The 17968-nt window shown below is 75.2% G+C and carries 14 protein-coding genes and 1 pseudogene; 7 read left to right on the top strand and 8 right to left on the bottom strand.

The annotated features are described in order from the left end of the window. The first annotated feature begins 182 nt into the window (after positions 1-182). Positions 183-2378 carry an acyltransferase family protein gene (locus VSR01_RS33805; protein ID WP_326452793.1) on the top strand — a complete coding sequence of 732 codons (2196 nt, stop codon included), beginning with the start codon at positions 183-185 and terminating at the stop codon, positions 2376-2378. Between the two features lie 49 nt (positions 2379-2427). Here the strand turns inward: VSR01_RS33805 and VSR01_RS33800 are convergent, their stop codons facing one another. Further along, complete coding sequence (locus VSR01_RS33800) at positions 2428-3906, bottom strand: MFS transporter (protein WP_326452792.1); 1479 nt, start codon at positions 3904-3906, stop codon at positions 2428-2430. Positions 3907-4042: 136 nt separating this feature from the next. Between VSR01_RS33800 and VSR01_RS33795 the strand changes: the two genes are divergently transcribed. Then, positions 4043-4798 (top strand): TetR/AcrR family transcriptional regulator, encoded by a 756-nt coding sequence (locus VSR01_RS33795; protein WP_326452791.1) that lies wholly within the window; start codon positions 4043-4045, stop codon positions 4796-4798. Between the two features lie 161 nt (positions 4799-4959). Continuing rightward, entirely contained in the window at positions 4960-5493 is a 534-nt protein-coding gene (locus tag VSR01_RS33790) for a hypothetical protein (protein WP_326452790.1), read from the top strand. On the opposite strand, the gene VSR01_RS33785 is transcribed toward VSR01_RS33790, so the two are convergent. Together VSR01_RS33785 and VSR01_RS33780 are read right to left on the bottom strand one after the other, a co-directional pair. Next, positions 5468-6187, bottom strand: a complete 720-nt coding sequence (locus tag VSR01_RS33785; RefSeq protein ID WP_326452789.1) for an EF-hand domain-containing protein — start codon at positions 6185-6187, stop codon at positions 5468-5470. The genes VSR01_RS33790 and VSR01_RS33785 overlap by 26 nt on opposite strands. Positions 6188-6435: 248 nt before the next feature. Next, positions 6436-7634 (bottom strand): annotated as a pseudogene (locus VSR01_RS33780) (MFS transporter); the annotation flags it as partial. A 145-nt stretch (positions 7635-7779) separates the two neighbouring features. On the opposite strand from VSR01_RS33780, the gene VSR01_RS33775 reads away from it, so the two are divergent. Continuing rightward, positions 7780-8268 (top strand): MarR family winged helix-turn-helix transcriptional regulator, encoded by a 489-nt coding sequence (locus tag VSR01_RS33775; RefSeq protein WP_326452788.1) that lies wholly within the window; start codon positions 7780-7782, stop codon positions 8266-8268. A gap of 26 nt (positions 8269-8294) precedes the next feature. Here the strand turns inward: VSR01_RS33775 and VSR01_RS33770 are convergent, their stop codons facing one another. Continuing rightward, complete coding sequence (locus VSR01_RS33770; protein WP_326452787.1) at positions 8295-8795, bottom strand: Lrp/AsnC family transcriptional regulator; 501 nt, start codon at positions 8793-8795, stop codon at positions 8295-8297. A 72-nt stretch (positions 8796-8867) separates the two neighbouring features. Here VSR01_RS33770 and VSR01_RS33765 point away from each other — a divergent pair, with 72 nt between their 5' ends. Continuing rightward, positions 8868-9983, top strand: a complete 1116-nt coding sequence (locus tag VSR01_RS33765; RefSeq protein WP_326452786.1) for a DMT family transporter — start codon at positions 8868-8870, stop codon at positions 9981-9983. A gap of 150 nt (positions 9984-10133) precedes the next feature. Here VSR01_RS33765 and VSR01_RS33760 read toward each other — a convergent pair whose 3' ends face one another. Then, on the bottom strand, positions 10134-10679 hold the full coding sequence (locus VSR01_RS33760) for an RNA polymerase sigma factor (RefSeq protein WP_326452785.1): 546 nt from the start codon (positions 10677-10679) through the stop codon (positions 10134-10136). 182 nt (positions 10680-10861) lie between these two features. Beyond that, a complete protein-coding gene (locus VSR01_RS33755; RefSeq protein ID WP_326452784.1) occupies positions 10862-11299 on the bottom strand; it encodes a hypothetical protein in 438 nt (145 codons plus the stop codon). A gap of 264 nt (positions 11300-11563) precedes the next feature. Between VSR01_RS33755 and VSR01_RS33750 the strand changes: the two genes are divergently transcribed. Further along, positions 11564-12349, top strand: a complete 786-nt coding sequence (locus VSR01_RS33750) for a TetR/AcrR family transcriptional regulator (RefSeq protein WP_326452783.1) — start codon at positions 11564-11566, stop codon at positions 12347-12349. Here the strand turns inward: VSR01_RS33750 and VSR01_RS33745 are convergent. Continuing rightward, a complete protein-coding gene (locus tag VSR01_RS33745; RefSeq protein WP_326452782.1) occupies positions 12301-13275 on the bottom strand; it encodes a fructosamine kinase family protein in 975 nt (324 codons plus the stop codon). The genes VSR01_RS33750 and VSR01_RS33745 overlap by 49 nt on opposite strands. Then, positions 13272-13736: a low molecular weight protein-tyrosine-phosphatase gene (locus VSR01_RS33740; protein WP_326452781.1), complete on the bottom strand. Its 465-nt coding sequence runs from the start codon at positions 13734-13736 to the stop codon at positions 13272-13274. The genes VSR01_RS33745 and VSR01_RS33740 overlap by 4 nt, the downstream gene beginning before the upstream one ends. A 343-nt stretch (positions 13737-14079) precedes the next feature. Between VSR01_RS33740 and VSR01_RS33735 the strand changes: the two genes are divergently transcribed. Next, positions 14080-17898, top strand: a complete 3819-nt coding sequence (locus VSR01_RS33735) for an AfsR/SARP family transcriptional regulator (RefSeq protein ID WP_326452780.1) — start codon at positions 14080-14082, stop codon at positions 17896-17898. Positions 17899-17968: the final 70 nt, after the last annotated feature.

Below are 17968 nucleotides of genomic sequence, written 5' to 3'. Positions count from 1 at the left end.
GGCACGGGGTCCGGCGTCCGGCTCGCCGACGGGTCCGCGGCGGCGGGGGGGTTGACGCCCCGGCAGCGATCCGGCCCGGCCGCCTGGCTGACGGTCCGTTGACTCGCTTGGTCCAGCACCGCGCGCGGGGCCGGAGCCCGCGTTCCTACGGTGGGGCGTGGGCGCCGAGGAGGAGGTCTTGGGTGGCTGAGGCGGATCGCACGAGCAACCGGACCGGTTACGGGACGCCGACCGCGTACGGGCTCGGACCCGCGCGACCGTACCGCGCGCGGACGGCCCACCGGACGGCGGAGGCGAGCGGGACCGCGGCCGGCGGCCGGAGCGGGGGCGGGGCCCGGGGCGCGAGCGGGAGCGCGGGCGCGCGGCTCGCGGGGCTGGACGGGCTGCGGGCACTGGCGGTCGGCGCGGTGATCGCGTACCACGTGCACGCCGCGTGGCTGCCCGGCGGCTACCTCGGGGTCGACGTCTTCTTCGGCATCAGCGGCTTCCTGATCACGTATCTGCTGGTCGCCGAGCACGGGCGGCGGGGGCGGATCGCGCTGGGCGGCTTCTGGCGGCGGCGCGCGGTGCGGCTGCTGCCGGAGCTGCTGCTGGTGCTGCTGGCCTGCGCGGTCACCGCGCGGCTGGCCGGCGGGGGCGGCACCGGGCTGGGCGACGGGCTGCGCGGGGACGCGCTGGCGTCGCTGCTGTTCTGCGGAAACTGGTGGCAGATCCACCAGGGCGCCGACTACTTCCACCACCTGGGCACTCCCCCGCTGCTCCAGCACCTGTGGTCGCTGAGCGTGGAGGAGCAGTTCTACCTGGTGTGGCCGGTGCTGCTGGCGCTGTGCCTGCGGCTGGTCCGGCCGGTCCGGGGGCGGCGGCGGTCGTGGCCGGCCGCGGCGCTCGGCGTCGCGGCCCTGGGCGGCGCGGCGGCCTCGCTGTGGCGGATGCACGCCCTGGCCGGGCACGGCGCGGGCGGGGTGTCGCGCGCGTACTTCGGCACCGACGCGCACAGCGGGGCGCTGCTCGCGGGGTGCGCGGCGGCCCTGCTGCTGCCGGCGCTTCGCCGGGTCGCGGACCGGCTGCCGCGGCGCGGGCTGACGCCGTTCTGCCTCGCGCTCGGCGTGCTCGCGGTGTTCGCGGCGACCGGGCCCGGCGACGCGACGATGTACGGCTGGGGGTTCGCCGCGGTGGCCGCGGCGACCGCGGTCGTGTGCGCCGGGTGCGCGGCCGGCACCCCGGTCCGGCTGCTCGACGCGGCGCCGCTGCGCCTGATCGGCCGCCACTCCTACGGCCTCTACCTCTGGCACTGGCCCGTCGTGGTCACGCTCGACGCGCTGTGGCCCGCGGCGGGGCCCGCGGGTCGCGCCCTGGCCGTCCTGGTCCCGCTGCCGCTTGCGGTCGCCGGGCAGCGCCTGGTGCTGCGCCCGGTCGCGTCCCTGCTCGGCCGCTCACCCGCCGGTGGAGGGCGCTCCCGGCTGGCGGACGGGCGGTCCCGGGCGGGGGACGAACCGTCTCTGGCAGCGGACGAACGGTCCCTGGTGGCGCCCGGGCCGTCCGCGCGGGTGCTCGGGGCGCGATCTCGCGGCGTACGGGCGCGGCGGGCGGTGCCGGTCGCGGCCGTCGCGGCGGCGGCCGGCGTGCTCGTGCTGAGCCCGGCGTCCGCGCCGAGCGCGTTGCAGCGGCAGCTTCAGGCGGCCGAGCGGTACGAGGCGGGGCTCGGCGCGGACGACAGTCCGGCGCACGCCGGGTCGGCGGCGCGGGGCGGCGGTCCGGACGGCGCGGGCCCCGGCAGCCCGCACACGATGTCGGGAGCCGGCTCCCCTCCTGACGCGCCCACGGGGGCGGCGGCCCCGCCGGACGGCGCCGGAGGCGCGGGCGCCGGGGCGGACCAGGGCGGCGGTGTTCCGGCCGGCGGGGCCGACGGCAGCGACGTCACCATGATCGGGGACTCGCTCAGCCTCGGCTCGTCGCCGGACCTGCACCGGCTGCTGCCGGGGATCGACCTGCACGCGGAGGTGGGCCGGATGATGGAGTCCGCGCCGGACCTGTGCGCGCGGCTGCTGGCCGCGCACCGGCTGCGCGGCACGGTCGTGCTGGCGCTGGGCACCAACGCGGAGTTCGGCGCGGACGTGCTGGACGACGTCCGCGCGGTCATCGGGGCGCGGCGGATGGTGCTGATGACCGTGCGCGGCCCGTTCCCCTGGCAGGACGAGGTCAACGCGGTGGTGCGCGCGTACCACCGCGACCACCCCGAGGTGGTGGTGGACGACTGGTACGCGGCGGCGCAGTCCCACCAGGACCTGCTGTGGATCGACCACACCCACCCTCGCGGCGGCGCCGGCACCGCCCTGTTCGCCGGCCGCCTCGCCGCGTCCCTGACCGCGACCCGGTAGCCCTCCGCCGCCGGGCCCAGGTCGTCGTGGCGGGGTCGCCGACGCGGTCTCAGTGGCCGTGGCCCGCCTCGGCCGGGGCGCGTTCGGGCAGCAGGCGGACGAAGGGCAGGCACAGCGCGGTGATGGCCAGCACGGTGACGAGGCTGACGGTCATCGCGTGGCCCGCGGCGCCGCTGTGGAAGTAGACGGTGGTGACGACCGCGGAGCCGATGGCGTTGGACAGCTGCTGGACCGCGCTGAGCGAGCCGCTGGCGCTGCCCGCCTCCGCCGCGCCGATGTCGCCGAGGGCGATGTCGAAGATGGTGCCGAAGCACGCGCCCATGCCGAGGCCGACGACGAACACCGCGGGCGCCAGCTGCCACAGGCCCACGCCGGTGCCCCGCGCGGCCACCAGCGCGAGCGTCCAGCCGCCGCCGGCCAGGGTCAGGGCCATGCCGACCACCACCAGGCGGCGGCCCAGCTTCGGCCCGAGGGCCATTCCGCCGCCGGCCGCGGCGATGATCCCGAGGGTCAGCGGCAGCAGCCCGAGCGACGTCGCGCCGGCGCTCTTGTGCAGGGCCTGCTGCATGAACAGGGACATCACGTAGACCAGGCCGCTGGTCACGGCGAAGTACAGCAATCCGACGACCAGGCCGGAGGTGAAGCCCCTGTTGCGCAGCAGCGTCGCCTTGATCAGGGGGTCGGCCGCGGTGGTCTGGCGGCGGGCGAAGAGCGCGAAGCACACCGCGCCGAGAAGCAGCGCCGTGACCGGCAGCGCGCCCCAGCCGTTGCTCGACCCCTCGATCAGTCCGAAGAGCAGGCCGAACATGGTCGCGGCGAGCAGCGCGGCGCCGGCGCCGTCGAGCACCACCTCCCGGTCGCGGTCACCGCGCGGCAGCAGGCGGACGGCGAGGGCGGTGCCGACGGTGCCCAGCACCACGTTGATCAGGAAGATCGGCCGCCAGGACCAGCCGCCGATGTCGGCGTTGATCAGGAAGCCGGCCAGCACCGGGCCGCCCACGCTGGACAGGCCCAGCAGGGGCCCGAACAGGCCGAACGCCTTGCCCAGCATCTCGCGCGGGAAGGTCTTGGTCATGATCGCCATGCCCTGCGGGATGAGCAGCGCCCCGAAGGCGCCCTGTACCGCGCGGGCCACGACGAGCAGCGCCGGGTCGGGCGCCACCCCGCAGACGGCGGAGGCGAGGGTGAAGCCGGACATGCCGATCAGGAAGAGCCGGCGCTGCCCGAAGCGGTCGCCGAGCCGGCCGCCGATGACCAGCAGCACGCCCATGGCGAGCGCGTAGGCGGAGCCCAGCCACTTGATCAGGCTCTCGCCGCCGCCGATGTCGCGGACGATGGTCGGCGCGGCGATCTGGGTGACCGTGGAGTCGATCATGTCCAGGGCGTCGGCCACCAGGACCAGGCCGAGGATCGCCCACATCAGCCCGGCGGACGGGCTCGGGCCGCCGGCCCGCGACCGGCCGGAGGCGTTCTGCTTACGCGCGTTCGCGGTGTCGTCCGCGTCCGCCGCGGTGGAGGGTGCCGGCATGGTCCTCATCTCCTCACGTCAGGGGTGGTGTCTCAGCACCCACCACGGTAACGAACATGTTCGTTGAGAACAAGTTCGGCACGAACGCGCTCGTCACGGCCCTGTTCGTAGCGAGCACGTTTGGTACGGTGAGGGCATGGCAGCACGTACGCAGGAGCCGCGCAGCCGCCGCGAGCGGCCGGCCAAGCCGGCGCTGACCCGGGACGGCATCGTGTCGACGGCGGTGGAGATCATGCGCGCCGAGGGGCTGGCGAAGGTCACCACCCGCCGCATCGCCCAGGCCCTGGACACCGGCCCGGCCTCGCTCTACGTCTATGTGAGCAACACCGCCGAGCTGCACGCCCTGATCCTCGACCGGCTGCTGGGCACCCTGGCGATCCCGGTCGGCGGGCCCTGGCAGGAGCGCATCGAGAAGCTTCTCGGCGACTACACGGCGCTGCTCTACGCGCACCCGGAGCTGGCCAGGTCCGCGCTGATCACCCGACCCCGCGGCGAGAACCAACTGCGGCTGGCCGAAGCGCTGCTCGACGCGCTCGACGAGGGCGGCGTGCCGCCGGCGCAGGCGGCCTGGGGCATCGACCTGCTGCTCCAGCAGGCCACCGCGACGGCCGCCGAGCACTCGGCCCGCGACCGGACGGCGGACTCCGAGGGCGAGTGGCAGGCGCTGGTCCGCGCGGTCCACGAGGCGCCGGCCGACCGCTACCCGCACGTCGCGGCGCTGGCTCCCGCGCTGGTCTCGGGCGCGCCCCGGGAGCGGATGCGGTGGATGCTGCACGCGATGCTCGTGGGCATCGGCGCGGTCCCGGTGCCGGAGGACGCGCGGCCGGGTCCGCGGCCGGGTCCGCGGCCGGGGGACGCGGCGCCGCAGTGGACGCCGGAGCCCACGCCGTAGCGCATGCCGATGTCGCCGCGCCGTAGCGCACGCCGATGTCGCCGCGCCGGAGCGCGTGCCGTAGCGCACGCCGGGGCGCGTGCCGGAGCCAGCGCCGTGGCGCGGGCGCGCTCGGTGGGGGCGGGCGCGGGCAGGTCCCGCCGCTTTGACACGATGCAGGGATGACACGCACCTTCGCCACCGCCGGGACCGGACGAGCCGGGCGGGCGGTCGCCGCCTGTGCGGCGCTGACCGCCGTCGCCGCCCTGGCCACGGCCTGTTCCGGCTCCTCGGACTCCCATGACGACGCCGTCCCCACCGCGCAGCCGACGACGCCTGGGCGGCTCAGCGTCCAGGCGCCGGACGTGGACCTGGACATCACCGACGCCGTCGCCCACCTCGACGCCGCCGGCAACGGCACGCTCACGATGACCGTGCGCAACGGCAGCTCCGTCCCCGAGCACCTGGACATGGTGGCGACGCCCGGCGGCGGCCGGGGCAGCATCGTCGGCGGCTCGCACAAGGGCAGCGGCGCGCTGGAGACCGCCGGGATCTCGCTGCGCCCCGGCACCACGGTCGTCTTCGGCGGCTCGGGCAACCCGGTGATCCGCTTCACCGCGGTGCGCGGCGTCACGGCCGCGCACACCCTCCCGCTGGCGCTGGAGTTCGGTGTGGCCCGGCTGGTCCACCTCACCGCGCTCGTCTCCACCTCCTGACCCGCCGCTGACCCGCCGCTGACCCGTACGCCGCGCCTCCGCCCGCCCCGCGGTCGCCGGGTCCGCCGCCGCTCCGCACCGCCACGCGGACGGCCGCCCGCGGAGGGAGTCCGGGGGCGGCGGTAGGGGTCGGGCGAGCGGGTCGGATATGGCCGAAGAAGATGCTGCCCGGGGCCTCGGGGTCGTTGGACAGGAAGTGCTCGCGGACCGCGCGGATGAACTCGTAGCGGGAGATCGCGCCGTCCCCGTCGGTGTCCAGCTTGGAGAACAGCTCCATCGTCTCCGGCGAGTCGTACTTCCAGACGTCTCGCATCAGACGGGCGAACTCGTCCTTGCTGACCTCGTTGTCTCCGTCGGTGTCCACGACGTCGAAGATCGCGTGGCCTCCTCCCTCGGTCACGTTGAGGCGGCTGGTGTCCATGAGCGCGAGGCGGCTGCCGATGACGAACTGGTCCTTGGTGAGCCGGTCACCGTCGACGCCCGCGTGGCGCAGCAGCTCCAGCCAGTGGATCTGGCAGAAGGTTCGCAGCGCCCGGGCCCGGCGGTCGTCCCGTGGCAGCCCGTAGGCCTGGGTGTAGCGGTCGCTCAGCCGCTCGTAGTCCGTCCAGTCGAGGTAGCCGTCGCTGTCGGCGTCCATCTGGTCGAAGGTGCGCTCAAGCCTGATGGTCGTGATGTCCTGCGGCGCGGTGGTCATGGGTGTCCCTCTCGCGATCAGGGTCGGCCGACTCGTCCAGGGTGGATCACGGCCTTGCACCGGGATGCTGAAAGCGCAGGTCATCACCCGATTCGGCGATCATTGTCCGTTCGGCCCACGCGCCTTGGGCCGCCCAGGGCGCGGTCCTCGATCAGCGCCTCCTCGGCGAGCACGGCCTCCTCCGGCAGTCCGGGCGCGCGGCCCGCGGCCTGTTCGGCGTCGGCGCGCTCGTGGGAGGCGCCCGCGTGGCCCTCGTCGGCGTCGGCCTCCTCCAGGGCGCGGTGCACGGTGCTCAGCACGACCGCGGACGCCGCGACGGTGACCGCGCCGAGCACGAACGGCACGTGGGTGTCGTAGTGCTCGACCAGCTTGCCCGCCACGAAGGGGGCGAGGCCGCCGCCGATGAACCGGACGAAGCCGTAGGTCGCGGAGGCGACCGGCCGCGGCACCGGCGCGATGCTCATCACGGCGGTGGTGACCAGGGTGTTGTTGGTGCCGATGAACACGCCGGCCACGATGGTCGCCACGATCACGGCGGTCCGGTCGTCCGGGTACAGACCGATGACCAGGGTGTCGACCGCCATCAGCAGCAGGCTGCCGTAGAGCGTGCGGGCTGTGCCGAAGCGGGACTTGAGCCAGGGGGCGCCGAAGACGGCGAAGACCGCGACCAGCACGCCCCAGCCGCAGAACACCGCGCCGAGCCGGAGCGGCGAGAGGTCCATCAGGAACGGCGCGTAGCCGAGGATGGTGAAGAAGCCCCAGTTGTAGAGGAGTCCGGTGACGCTGGTGGTGGCCAGGCTGCGGTGCCGCAGCGCCTTGATCGGCTCGCTGATCGAGGACGGGTGCTCGGGCCGCGGGGTGGGCGGCACCAGCACGGCGGTGGCGACCAGGGCGATCAGCATCAGCACCGAGACGCCGAAGAACGGGCCGCGCCAGCTGACGTTGCCGAGCAGGCCGCCGAGCAGCGGGCCGCACGCGATGCCGACGCCGAGCGCCGTCTCGTACAGCACGATCGCGCCGCCGAAGCCGCCGCTGGCCGAGCCGACGATGACCGCGAGGGAGGTGGCGATGAACAACGCGTTGCCCAGGCCCAGCCGGCCCGGAAGCCGACGATCTCGCCGATGCTGCCGCTGGCGCCGGCGATCGCGGAGAACACCACGATGAGCACGAGACCGCTGATCAGGGTGCGCTTGGCGCCGATCCGGCTGGACACCCAGCCGGTCACCAGCATCGCCACCGCGGTGACCACCAGGTAGCTGGTGAACAGCAGCTCCACCTGACTGGGGCTCGCCCGCAGCTTGGTCGCGAGCGACGGCAGGATCGGGTCCACCAAACCGATGCCCATGAAGGAGATCACGCAGGCGAAGGCCACCGCCCAGACCGCCTTCGGTTGCCGGAACGGACTCGCCGCCGCGCCCGCCTCGGGTGTGGCTGCCGTACGGCTCATGGGTGCTCCTCTCCTCCGCCCCCCGGTTGTCGCTGTCGGTGACGCACTGCCCCTCGCTCAACTATATTGATAGTCTATATAAATCGTCAATGAAGCCGTCGAGGGAGCCGGAGGACGCGGCATGGACGTGGCTAAGCTTCGGGACATGAGCCGACCCGCCGCCCCGGCCCCCGCCGCCGCTTCCGAACGGACCGGCGCCGGGCGCTCGGCCGGCGCGGTCTACGGGCTGCTGGCCTCGCTGATGCGGCACACCCGCCGCGACATGAGCCTGACGTCGCTGGCGACGCTGTCCACGCTCCGCCGCACCGGGCCGCGCCGGATCACCGACCTCGCGGCGGTCGAGGGCGTCACCCAGCCGTCGGTGACGACGCTGGTGACGAATTTGGAGCGGGCCGGCCTGGTGGAGCGGCGCAGCGACCCGGCCGACCGCAGGGTGGTGCTGGTCGCCCTCACCGAGGCGGGCGCCGACTACCTCGACGCCCGGCGCGAGGCCGGCATCGAGCACTTCGCCGAGCTGATCGCCGAGCTTCCGGCCGAGGACGCCGCCGCGCTGGCCGCCGCGGTCCCGGCGCTGGAGCGGCTGCGCGAGCTGGACGACACACGCCGCGATCCCGGGTCGCCGCCCGCGCACTGAGGTGGTCGGCGCGCGGGTGGGGCGGTTCAGCGCCGGCGGCGGGTGGGGCGGGGCGTGTCGCGCTCACCGCCCGCGGGCTCGATGACCCGCGACCGCACATGCTCGTACGCCATCGTCGTCTGCACGTCGGCCACCTCGCGGCGTTCGGTGAGCCGGTCGATGACGAAGGCGTAGACGCCGTTCACGTCCGGCACGGCGATGTGCAGCAGGAAGTCGAACGCGCCCGAGGTCACGAACATCGCGATCACCTCGGGCAGTTGGTGCGCCCACTCGCGGAAGCCCTCGATCACCGGACGGGCCGGCGGCCGGATGCGCACCGAGATGAGCGCCTGCACCGGCCGCCCGGCCGCCTCCAGGTCGAGCGCCGCGTGGTAGCCGGTGATCAGGCCGCCCTCGCGCAGCAGCCGCACCCGCTCCAGCGAGGTCGAGGGCGAGACGCCGGTCTTGGCGGCCAGCTCGCGGTTGGTCTGCCGTGCATCGTTCTGCAGTTCCCGCAGCAGGACGCGGTCGACCGCATCAAGTTCCACGTTTGCTCCCTTATGCCTGACGATGTGCGCTGACCGGATCAGTATGGCGAACTCCTGGCTAGCTTGTAGGCCATGAGGCGACACGAACACCGGTGGTCGGACGGGAGCGGGCCCGGCGCGGGCGGACACGAGGCCACGGGCGAACAGCGGACGGCGAGCGGACGCGAGACGGGCGGGGGCGGGCGCGGCAGGAGCGGGCTTCGGCGCGGCGGTCGCGGCTCCTTCCGTCCCGGCGGGGCCGGGCTGGTCCTGGCGGCGGCGCTGCTGTGGGGAACCGTCGGGCAGGCGCAGGCGCTCGCGGACGCGCCGATGGACCCGGCGGGGCTCGGCGGGTGGCGGCTGCTGGTCGGCGGCGCGGTGCTCGCGGTGATGGCCCGGCGCGGCCTGCGCGGTCTGGGACCGGCGCTGCGCCGCGGCCTGGCCCGGCCGCTGCTCGTGTGCGCCGCGGCCACCGGCGTCTACCAGGCGGCCTTCCTCTACGCGGCGGCGCGCACCGGGGCCGCGCTGGCCACCGTGGTGGCGCTGGGCGTCGGTCCCGTGGCGACCGGCCTGATGGCGCGCGTCGTGACCGGGGAGCGCCTGACCAGGACGTGGCTGGTCGCCACGGCCGGCGCGGTGGCCGGCTGCGCGCTGCTGCTCGCGCCCTCGGGCGCCGGACCCGACCTCCTCGGGCTGCTGGCCGCGACCGCCTCGGGGATCTGCTATGGCGTGTACACGGTCTACGCCAAGCAACTGGCCGTCGACCACCCGGGCGTCCACCTGCCGGCGGTGTCGGCGCTGGCGCTGCTGCTGGGCGCGGTGCCGCTCGCGCCGTGGATCGCCGCGTCCGCGCCCGCGCTCGGCGGCGCCGCGGGGCTGGGCCTGGTCGCGTGGCTGGGGCTGGCGACCACGGCCGTGGCCTACTGGCTGTTCTCCGCGGGCCTGCCCGCCACCGGCGCGGCGACCGTGGGCACGCTGAGCCTGGCCGAGCCGTTCGCGGCGTCCTTCCTCGGCGTCGTCGTCCTGCACGAGCACCTCACCGCGAGGGCCGCGACCGGCAGCCTGCTGATCCTGGCCGGGCTCGTCGCGGCCTGCGTCCCCACCCGCCGCCGCGGGCCCGCCGCGCCGCGGACCGCCCAGGTCGCGGCCGCGCACGAGGCCGCGACCGTGGCCGGTGCGGAACCGGAGCAGCAGCTCGCACGGGGCTGAGCGGGTAGGGGCCGGAGAGCCGGCACGAGCCGGGAGCGTGCGTCCGGCTCCGGGGGCCTACCGGCCGGCGGCCGTGGCGGACGGCGAAGCGCGGCGCGCGTCCCGCCCGCTCGCCGCCCGCGGATCAGCCGCGGCGCACTGCGCGCGGGTTCACTCCCCGCCCGTCGCGGCGTCGCGCAGCCACGCGGCGAGCCGGTCGGACAGCCGCTCGTGGGCGCGGCGGACCCGCGACTCCACGATGCCGGGGGTCACCTCGGTGACGGCGGCGACCTCGCGGTAGTCGAACTCCTCGACGTCGACGAGGTAGAGGGTGATGCGGACGATCGGCGTGAGCGCGTCCTTCGCGCCGAGGATCACCTCGTCGGCGGTCGCGGGCACGGTCGGGCGGACCCGGCCGGGCGCGCCGGGGTGCAGCGGCTCCGCGTCGAACCACGCGCCGACCAGGTGGCCGAACAGCCAGACGCGCACGGCGCTCTCGGGCCGGGCCGGATGGAAGTCGCGCAGCGCGCGCTCGACGGCGCGCTGGACCAGGTCCTCCGCCGCGGCGCCGTCGGAGGTCATCCAGCGGGCGCCGGCGTAGAGCCGGTCGAGGTGGGTCAGGACCTCGCGCTCGAAGCGCTCGGACCATTCGGGCATCCGACGGGACGACGGACGTACGGCGGTGGTGGTCATCTCGCTCTCCCCCTCGGTCGTCATCGGCCGATCGATGATCGATCGAATCACGCCGAGGGGTGACTTGGCCAACACCGAGTCCGAATCGACGTGATAGGCCGCGGCTATCGAACGCGGCAGTCGGGCCGGACGTCCCGCATGTCCGTGGCGAGCCGGACCGCACCGGCCGGGCGGGCCGCCGCCGCGACGGCGGCGGCCCCCGGGCGTCAGGCGCAGATGCGCTGCTTGACCGCCTCGAACGCCTCGTACTCGGCGCGCTGGTCGACGGGCAGCTGGTAGAAGCCGGCCGTGATCTTCGGGACCGACGGGATGACGACCAGCCGGAACTTCTGGCCGTCGGTGGTGGCTATGTGGAAACGCCCCTGGAGGTCCCGCTTCTTGACCGCGCCGCGGTTGGCGTCGGTGATGGTGACCGGCGCGCCCGCGGTGACCGCGCCCTTGTCCTCGGCGAGCGGGACGATCACCAGGTCGTTGCTGTCCGGCCGGAAGCCGACCGCGTAGTTGTAGACCGTGGTACTGCGGAACACGATGTAGTTCCGCTGCTTCATGTCCGAGGCGTAGACCTTGATGTAGTCCGCGCCGCCGGGAACGGCCGCGTCGAAGGCCGCGTGGATCGCCGCCTTGAGTTCTTCCTTGCTCGCCACTGGTGTGCACCTTCACGTTCGGTCGGTTTCGCGTCGAGATCGGCTCCGCACAGCCTCTGTCCGCCCGCGCGGGCCCCGCGCGCCGCCCGTGTCCCCGGCGGCGCATCGGCGTTGACTGTACAGACAGCCAATCGAAATCCCAACTGCCGCAGGTCGTCCCAACACGCCGTTCGCGCACCGTGGTTGGCGCACGCGTGGTGTGCCGGGCCGGGTCGGCCTCGGGCGGCCGCGCGACGCGGGTGACAATGGGGAACGGATCGGCGGGTGAGCGAGCGGAGACGGGGGTACCGGGTGTCGCCACGGTCGGCGGAGGCGAACGAGGAACTGCGGGCCCAGTCGCGGGAGAAGATCCTCGCGGCCGCGCTGGAGGTCTTCGCGGAGAAGGGCTACCACGACGCGACCATCTCGGAGATCACCACGCGGGCGGGCGTCTCGCGCGGCCTGCTGACGTACTACTTCCCCGGCAAGCAGCGGCTGGTGGACGAGCTGCTGGTGCGCTATCTGGACGGGGTCGCCTCGGTGCTCGACGTCACCGGCACCCCCGACGAGCGGCTCGCCGGGATCATCGACCGCATCGTGGTCGCCGCCGCGACGACCGTGCCGGTGCAGCGGATGGCGCTGAGCCTCGTCGTGAACCCCTCCACCCACCCGCTGTTCGCCGCCGCCGAGGCGCGGATGGAGCAGCGGCTGCGCGAACTGGAGGACGGTCTGCGGGAGTTGTTCGCGGCACGGGGCGCCGAGGACCCGGCGCTCGAAGAGGTCGTGCTGCGCAGCGTGCTGGAGGGCGTCATCTTCAAGGCGGCGGTCTACCCCGACAGCTACCCGGCCGAACGCGTCCGCCGCCGGCTGTACGCGATGTACGGACTGCCCGCGCCCGAGGGCCTGTTGCTCTCCCCGGCGACGAGGAACCGCCGCCGGTCCCCCGGATGCGCGCCGCGCGCTGACGCCGGCCGGGCGCGTACGCCGCCACGGGCCGAGAGCCCCGCGCGCGGTCGCCGCCGTCAGGACGAGAGCGCGGACCGGGCCGCGGCGAGGGCGTCTCGCGCGTAGCCGCGGCCGAACAGCACGGTGTGCACGAGCAGCGGGAAGAGCTGGTGCAGGGGCACGCGCGCGGTCCAGCCGGCGGCGAGCGGCGCGGCCTCGTCGTACGCGGCCAGGACGCGGTCCAGGTGCGGGCAGCCGAACAGCCGCAGCATGGCGAGGTCGGTCTCGCGGTGGCCGCCGTGCGCGGCCGGGTCGATGAGCCGTACGGCGCCGTCCGCGCCCCACAGGACGTTCCCGCTCCACAGGTCGCCGTGCAGCCTGGCGGGCGGCTCCGCGGGGCCGGCCAGCTCCGGCAGCCGGGCGCACACGCGCTCGACGACGACGGCCTCGGCCGGCCGCAGCGCGCCCGCGTCGACCGCGAGCCGCAGGTAGCGCAGCACCCGGTGCTCGGCGTACCAGGAGGGCCAGTCGGGCCCGGTCTCGTTGCGCATCGGGGCGCGCCCGATGGTCGCCTCGCGCGGGCCGCCGGGCGGCGGCGCGCCGAACGCGGGGGCGCCGGCGGCGTGCAGGGCCGCGAGGTCCCGGCCGAACTCCTCCGCGGCCCGTGCGTCCGGCGGTCCCTGCGGGACGTGCTCGGTGACCAGCCAGTGCGCGTCCGCGCCGAGGACGGCCGGGACGCGCACCGCGTCCGCTTCGGCCAGCCAGCGCAGGCCGGCCGCCTCCGCGGCCACGGCGCCGGGGCCGTCCCCGCGCTTGACCACCGCGGCGACGGGCCCGCCGGCGGCCCGCGGGCCGGTGCTTCGGGGAGGGGCCGCCCGAAGGTTGGTGGACCGGGGATCGGTGGACCGGGGGTCCGTGGCCCGGGGGTCCGTGAGGGTGAGCCGGGTGAGGGCCCCGGACATGGGCCGGGGGTCGGTCGCCGTGCGGCCGGTCAGGCGGGCCGCGGCGGCGACGGGGTCGTCGCCGGGCGACGCCGGCGGGCGCCCGCTCACGGGTCGAGGTGGTCGCGGACCCAGTCGAGCAGGCCGGGCGTCGCCGCCTCGATCATCGCCAGGACCTCCTCGAAGCCCTCGTCGCCCCCATAATAGGGGTCCGGGACGTCGAGGTCGCCGTGCGCGGCGGGGTCGAAGGAGCGCAGCAGCCGGATGCGCCCGGGGTCCTCGACCAGGCCGCGCAGCGCCTTCTGATGGCCGCGGTCCATGGCCAGGAACAGATCGGCGTCCAGGTGCTCCGCGCCGACCTGGGCGGCGACGTGCTCGACCGGGTAGCCGTGCCGCAGCAGCACCTCGCCGGCCCGCTCGTCGATGTCCTCGCCGGCGTGCCACGGCCCGATGCCGGCGCTGGTGACCCGCACCCGGTGGTCCAGGCCCTGCCTGCGCAGGTGTTCGGCGACGACCAGGGCGGCGGAGGGCGACCGGCAGATGTTCCCGGTGCAGACGAAGCAGAGATGCACCGCACCAGCCTACGGCCCCGCACCGGTTCGCGCGCGCATCCGAAAACGCACGGCGATACCCGGCCCCCACGGAATACCTGCGCTCTCGGACGCACCGCACGTCCCACCCTTATCAACCGCTCCAGCAGTCAAATGGGCACCGAAAGTATTCGCCATTACCAGCGACCGGATGGGAAAGCGGAGTTGCCGGAGGCGTATACGAATTCACAGTGCGTTCTCGGTTTGCACGGTTCCCAAGTGATCGGTGTGGGCTACCATGACCGCCTGACCACAGCACCATCAACTCGTCCTCAGTACCGCTCAACCCGCACGGACCTTTCGTTTACGGGGACGCGTCAGCGTCGTGGGGGAATCAGTGGAGTTCCGCATACTCGGGCATCTGGACGTTTCAGCCGACGGGCGTTCTGTGCAGCTCGGTGGTTCACGCGAGCGCACCGTCCTGTCGATGTTACTGCTGGAGGCCGGGCATGTGATCTCCGTCGAGCGGCTCATCGACGCGGTGTGGGACGACGACCCGCCGGCCACCTCCCGCGGCCAGATACAGATCTGCATCTCGGCGCTGCGCCGCCGCATCCTGGCCGCGTGCGGCGAGGACCTGATCGACACCCGCCGCCCCGGTTATCTGCTGCGCATCGCCGGGCACGGTTTCGACCTGCACGACTTCGAGGCTCGGGTGAACGAGGGGCGGGCGGCCCGGACGGCCGGCGACCCGGCGGGCGCGGCGCGGGTCCTGCGCTCGGCGCTCGCGCTGTGGCGCGGACCGGCGCTGGCCGACATCGACAGCATCCTCACCCGTCAGGGCGTGGGGAGGCTCGACGAGCGGCGGCTCGCGGTGATCGGCGAGACGCTGGAGTGCTCGCTGCAGGCCGGCGAGCACCACGAGGCGATCGGCGAGCTGCGCGCGCTGGTCGCGGAGCGCCCGCTGCACGAGCACTTCTGGGCGCTGCTGATGGCCGCGCTGTACTCGGCGGGCCGGCAGGCCGAGGCGCTGGACGCCTACCGCGCCGCGCGCACCGCGCTCCGCGACGAGCTGGGGATCGAGCCCGGCAGCGAACTGCGGTCGCTGCACGAGGCGTTGCTGTCCGGGGTGTTCCCGCCGCCGGCCGCGCTCGGCTATGCGGCCCGGCCGCCCGGAGCGGTGCGGACCGCCCCCGGGCAGGGCTCGGGCGGCGGATCGGCCGCGGCGCCGGGGCCGGGCGGGCAGGGGCCGGGCGGGCAGCGGCACGAGCGGGTGCAGGACCGCGTGCCGGAGCCGGGGTACGACCGGGTACGCCCGGACGGCCGCGCGTCGGCGCCGCGTTCCGCGCACCAGGACCCCGCGTATCCGGACGCCGCGCACCAGGACCCCGCGTATTCGGCCGCATACCTGGACGCCGCATACCCGGATTCAGCGGGCCCGGACCCGTACCAGGACGCGTACGGCGAAGAGCCCCGGCGGGAGCCGTACCGGGAGCGGGCGTACCAGGAACGGCGGTACCGGGAACAGGCCCAGCGGGACCCGGAGTTCGAGTCGCGGGACGGGCGCGGGCGCGCCGGCGCGGACGGCCGGGAGTCCGGTCGTGGCGTCGGCGGGAAGCCTTTCGTCGCAGCGGCCGACCGGGGGCCGGGCCAGGGCACGGCCGGGGCTCACGGCGCGGATCCGACCGCGGCCGCAGCGCCCGCCGCATCCGGCGCCGCGGGCGCCGGGTCGGGAACCGCGGCCGGCGGACCGTCCGCGCAGGCGCGTTTCGGCGCGGGCTCGAACGCCGGCGCGTTCGCCGACGTCGCGGCCGGCGCGGTCCGTTCGCCGAGTCTGCTGCCCGCCGCGATCCCCGACTTCATCGGCCGCGACGAGAACGTCGAGTCCGTGCTGCGGCAGTTGCGCGCGCACGACGGCGGGCACGGGCGCGGGCAGGCCGTGCCGATCTGCGTGATCGTGGGCCCGGGCGGCGCGGGCAAGACGACGCTCGCGGTGCACGTGGCGCACCGGCTGGCCGCGGAGTTCCCGGACGGGCAGCTCTTCGCCGATCTGCGCGCGGGCGACCGGCCGGTGAGCCCCTCGGACATCCTGGAGCGGTTCCTGCGCGCGCTCGGCGTCCTCGGGCCGAGTGTGCCCAGGACTCTGGAGGAGCGCGCCGAGCTGTTCCGCGACCTGGTCAGCGACCGTCGGCTGCTGATCGTGCTGGACGACGCGATGACCGAGCGGCAGGTGACCTGTCTGCTGCCGGGCACCGCGGACTGCGCGGTGCTGGTGACCAGCCGGCGCCGGCTGACCGGACTGCCGTCGACCGGCCGGGTGGAGATCGGCGCGCTGAGCGAACCCGGCGCGGTGGAGCTGCTCACCCACTTCGTCGGCCCCGAGCGGGTGGCCGCCGATCCGGAGGGCGTCGCCGAACTGTCGCGGCTGTGCGGCAGGTTGCCGCTGGCCCTGCGGATCTGCGCGGCGCGGCTGGCCGCGCGCCCGCACTGGAGCGTCGCGGACCTGGTGGACCGGCTGCTGGACGAGTCGCGCCGGCTGGACGAGCTGGGCCACGGCGAGATGACGGTTCGGGCGAGCATCTCGCTGACGTACGACAGCCTTTCGGACGACGCGCGGCTGCTGTTCCGCCGGCTGGCGCTGCTCGACGTGCCCAACTTCGCGGCGTGGGTGGGCTCTCCGCTGCTGGAGGTCGACGTGCTGCGGGCCCAGGAGGCCCTGGAGGTGCTGGCCGAGGCGTACCTGATCGACGCCAGCCCCGGGCCCGGCGGCCAGGTGCGCTACAGCTTCCACGACATCACCCGGCCGTTCGCGCAGGAGCGGCTGGTCGAGGAGGGCGCGGACGAGCGCGGCGCGGCGCTGGAGCGCTGGCTCGGCGCGCTGCTGTCGCTGACCGGCGAGGCGCACCGGCGCGAGTACGCCGGCGGGTTCCTGGAGCGGCGCAGCCCGGCCAGCCGGTGGCGGCTGCCGGACCGCCTGGTGGAGCGGCTGCTCGCCGACCCGCTGGCCTGGTACGAGCAGGAGCGCAGCGCCATCGTGGCCGCGGTGCGCCAGGCGGCGGTGTCCGGGATGGTCGAGCACAGCTGGGACCTGGCGCTCAGCTCGGTGACGATCTTCGAGGCGCACTGCTACTTCGACGACTGGCGGGAGACGCACGAGGTGGCGCTGAAGGCCGCCTGCCGGGCGGGGGACCTGCACGGCGAGGCCGCGATGCGCTACTCGCTGGGGTCGCTGCACATGTTCGAGCAGTCGTCTGCGCCGGCCAAGCGGCAGTTCGACCAGGCGTACGCGCTGTACGAGCAGTTGGGCGACGACCACGGCGCCGCTCTGGTGCTGCGCAACATGGCGTACCTGGACCGGCTTGCGGGGGACCTGGTGTCGGCGCGGGCCCGCTGGGAGGCGGCGCTGGGCGTCTTCCAGGTGTCGGGCGACCGGATCGCCGAGGCGCACGTGCTGCACAACATGGCGCACGCCCACCTGGATTGCGGCGAGGAGGATGCCGCGCTGGAGCTGCTGGCGCGCGCGGACGCGATCTGTCGCCAGGTCGGCAACCGCAGGGTGGCCGCGCAGGTGCAGAACCGGATGGGCGAACTGCACCTGCGCAAGGGGCGGTTGGACGAGGCGTACGCGGCGTACAGCGCCGTGCTGGAGAGCGTGCGCGCGGCGCGCGACCGGGTCGGCGAGTGCTACGCGCTGCTCGGGCTCGCCGCGGTGGACCGGCGGCGCGGCCGGCCGGATGCGGCGGCGGCGCGGCTGACCGAGGCGCTGGACCTGGCGGTGGGGTCCAGGGCGCGGATGGCGGAGAGCAGGGTGGCGCTGGCGCTGGGCGAGGTGCTGCTGGCCGGTGACCTGGAGGCCGCGCAGGGGTATGCCCAGCGGGCGCTGCGGGGGTTCGAGGCCATCGGCGCGACGCTCCAGCAGGCGCAGGCGATGGTGCTGCGCGGCCGGGTCAGGGCCGCGGCCGGCGAGGCGGCCGGGGCGAAGGCGGACTGGCAGGCGGCGGGCGGGGTGCTGGCGGGGCTGCACGTCGGCGACGGCAACGTGGCGCTGGCCGACGAGATCAGGTCGCTGCTGCGGGGTGGGGTGGCGGGCGCCGCCCAGGGCGCGGCGCCGGATGCGTCGCAGGGGGCGTCGCAGGCCGGTGCGGGCGTCGCCGTCGGGCCGGCGGTGCGGGCGGTCGCGGGGGCCGAGGGGCCGGCGGACTGAGCGGAGCCCGGGGCGGGGGTCGGCCGGAGGCCGGGGACGGCGCGCGGTCGGGCGGGGCGAGATCGGGCGG

Origin of the sequence: Actinacidiphila sp. DG2A-62 (assembly GCF_035825295.1) — a bacterium.
Lineage (GTDB): Bacteria > Actinomycetota > Actinomycetes > Streptomycetales > Streptomycetaceae > Actinacidiphila.
This window is presented reverse-complemented; position numbering and strand designations above follow the sequence as displayed.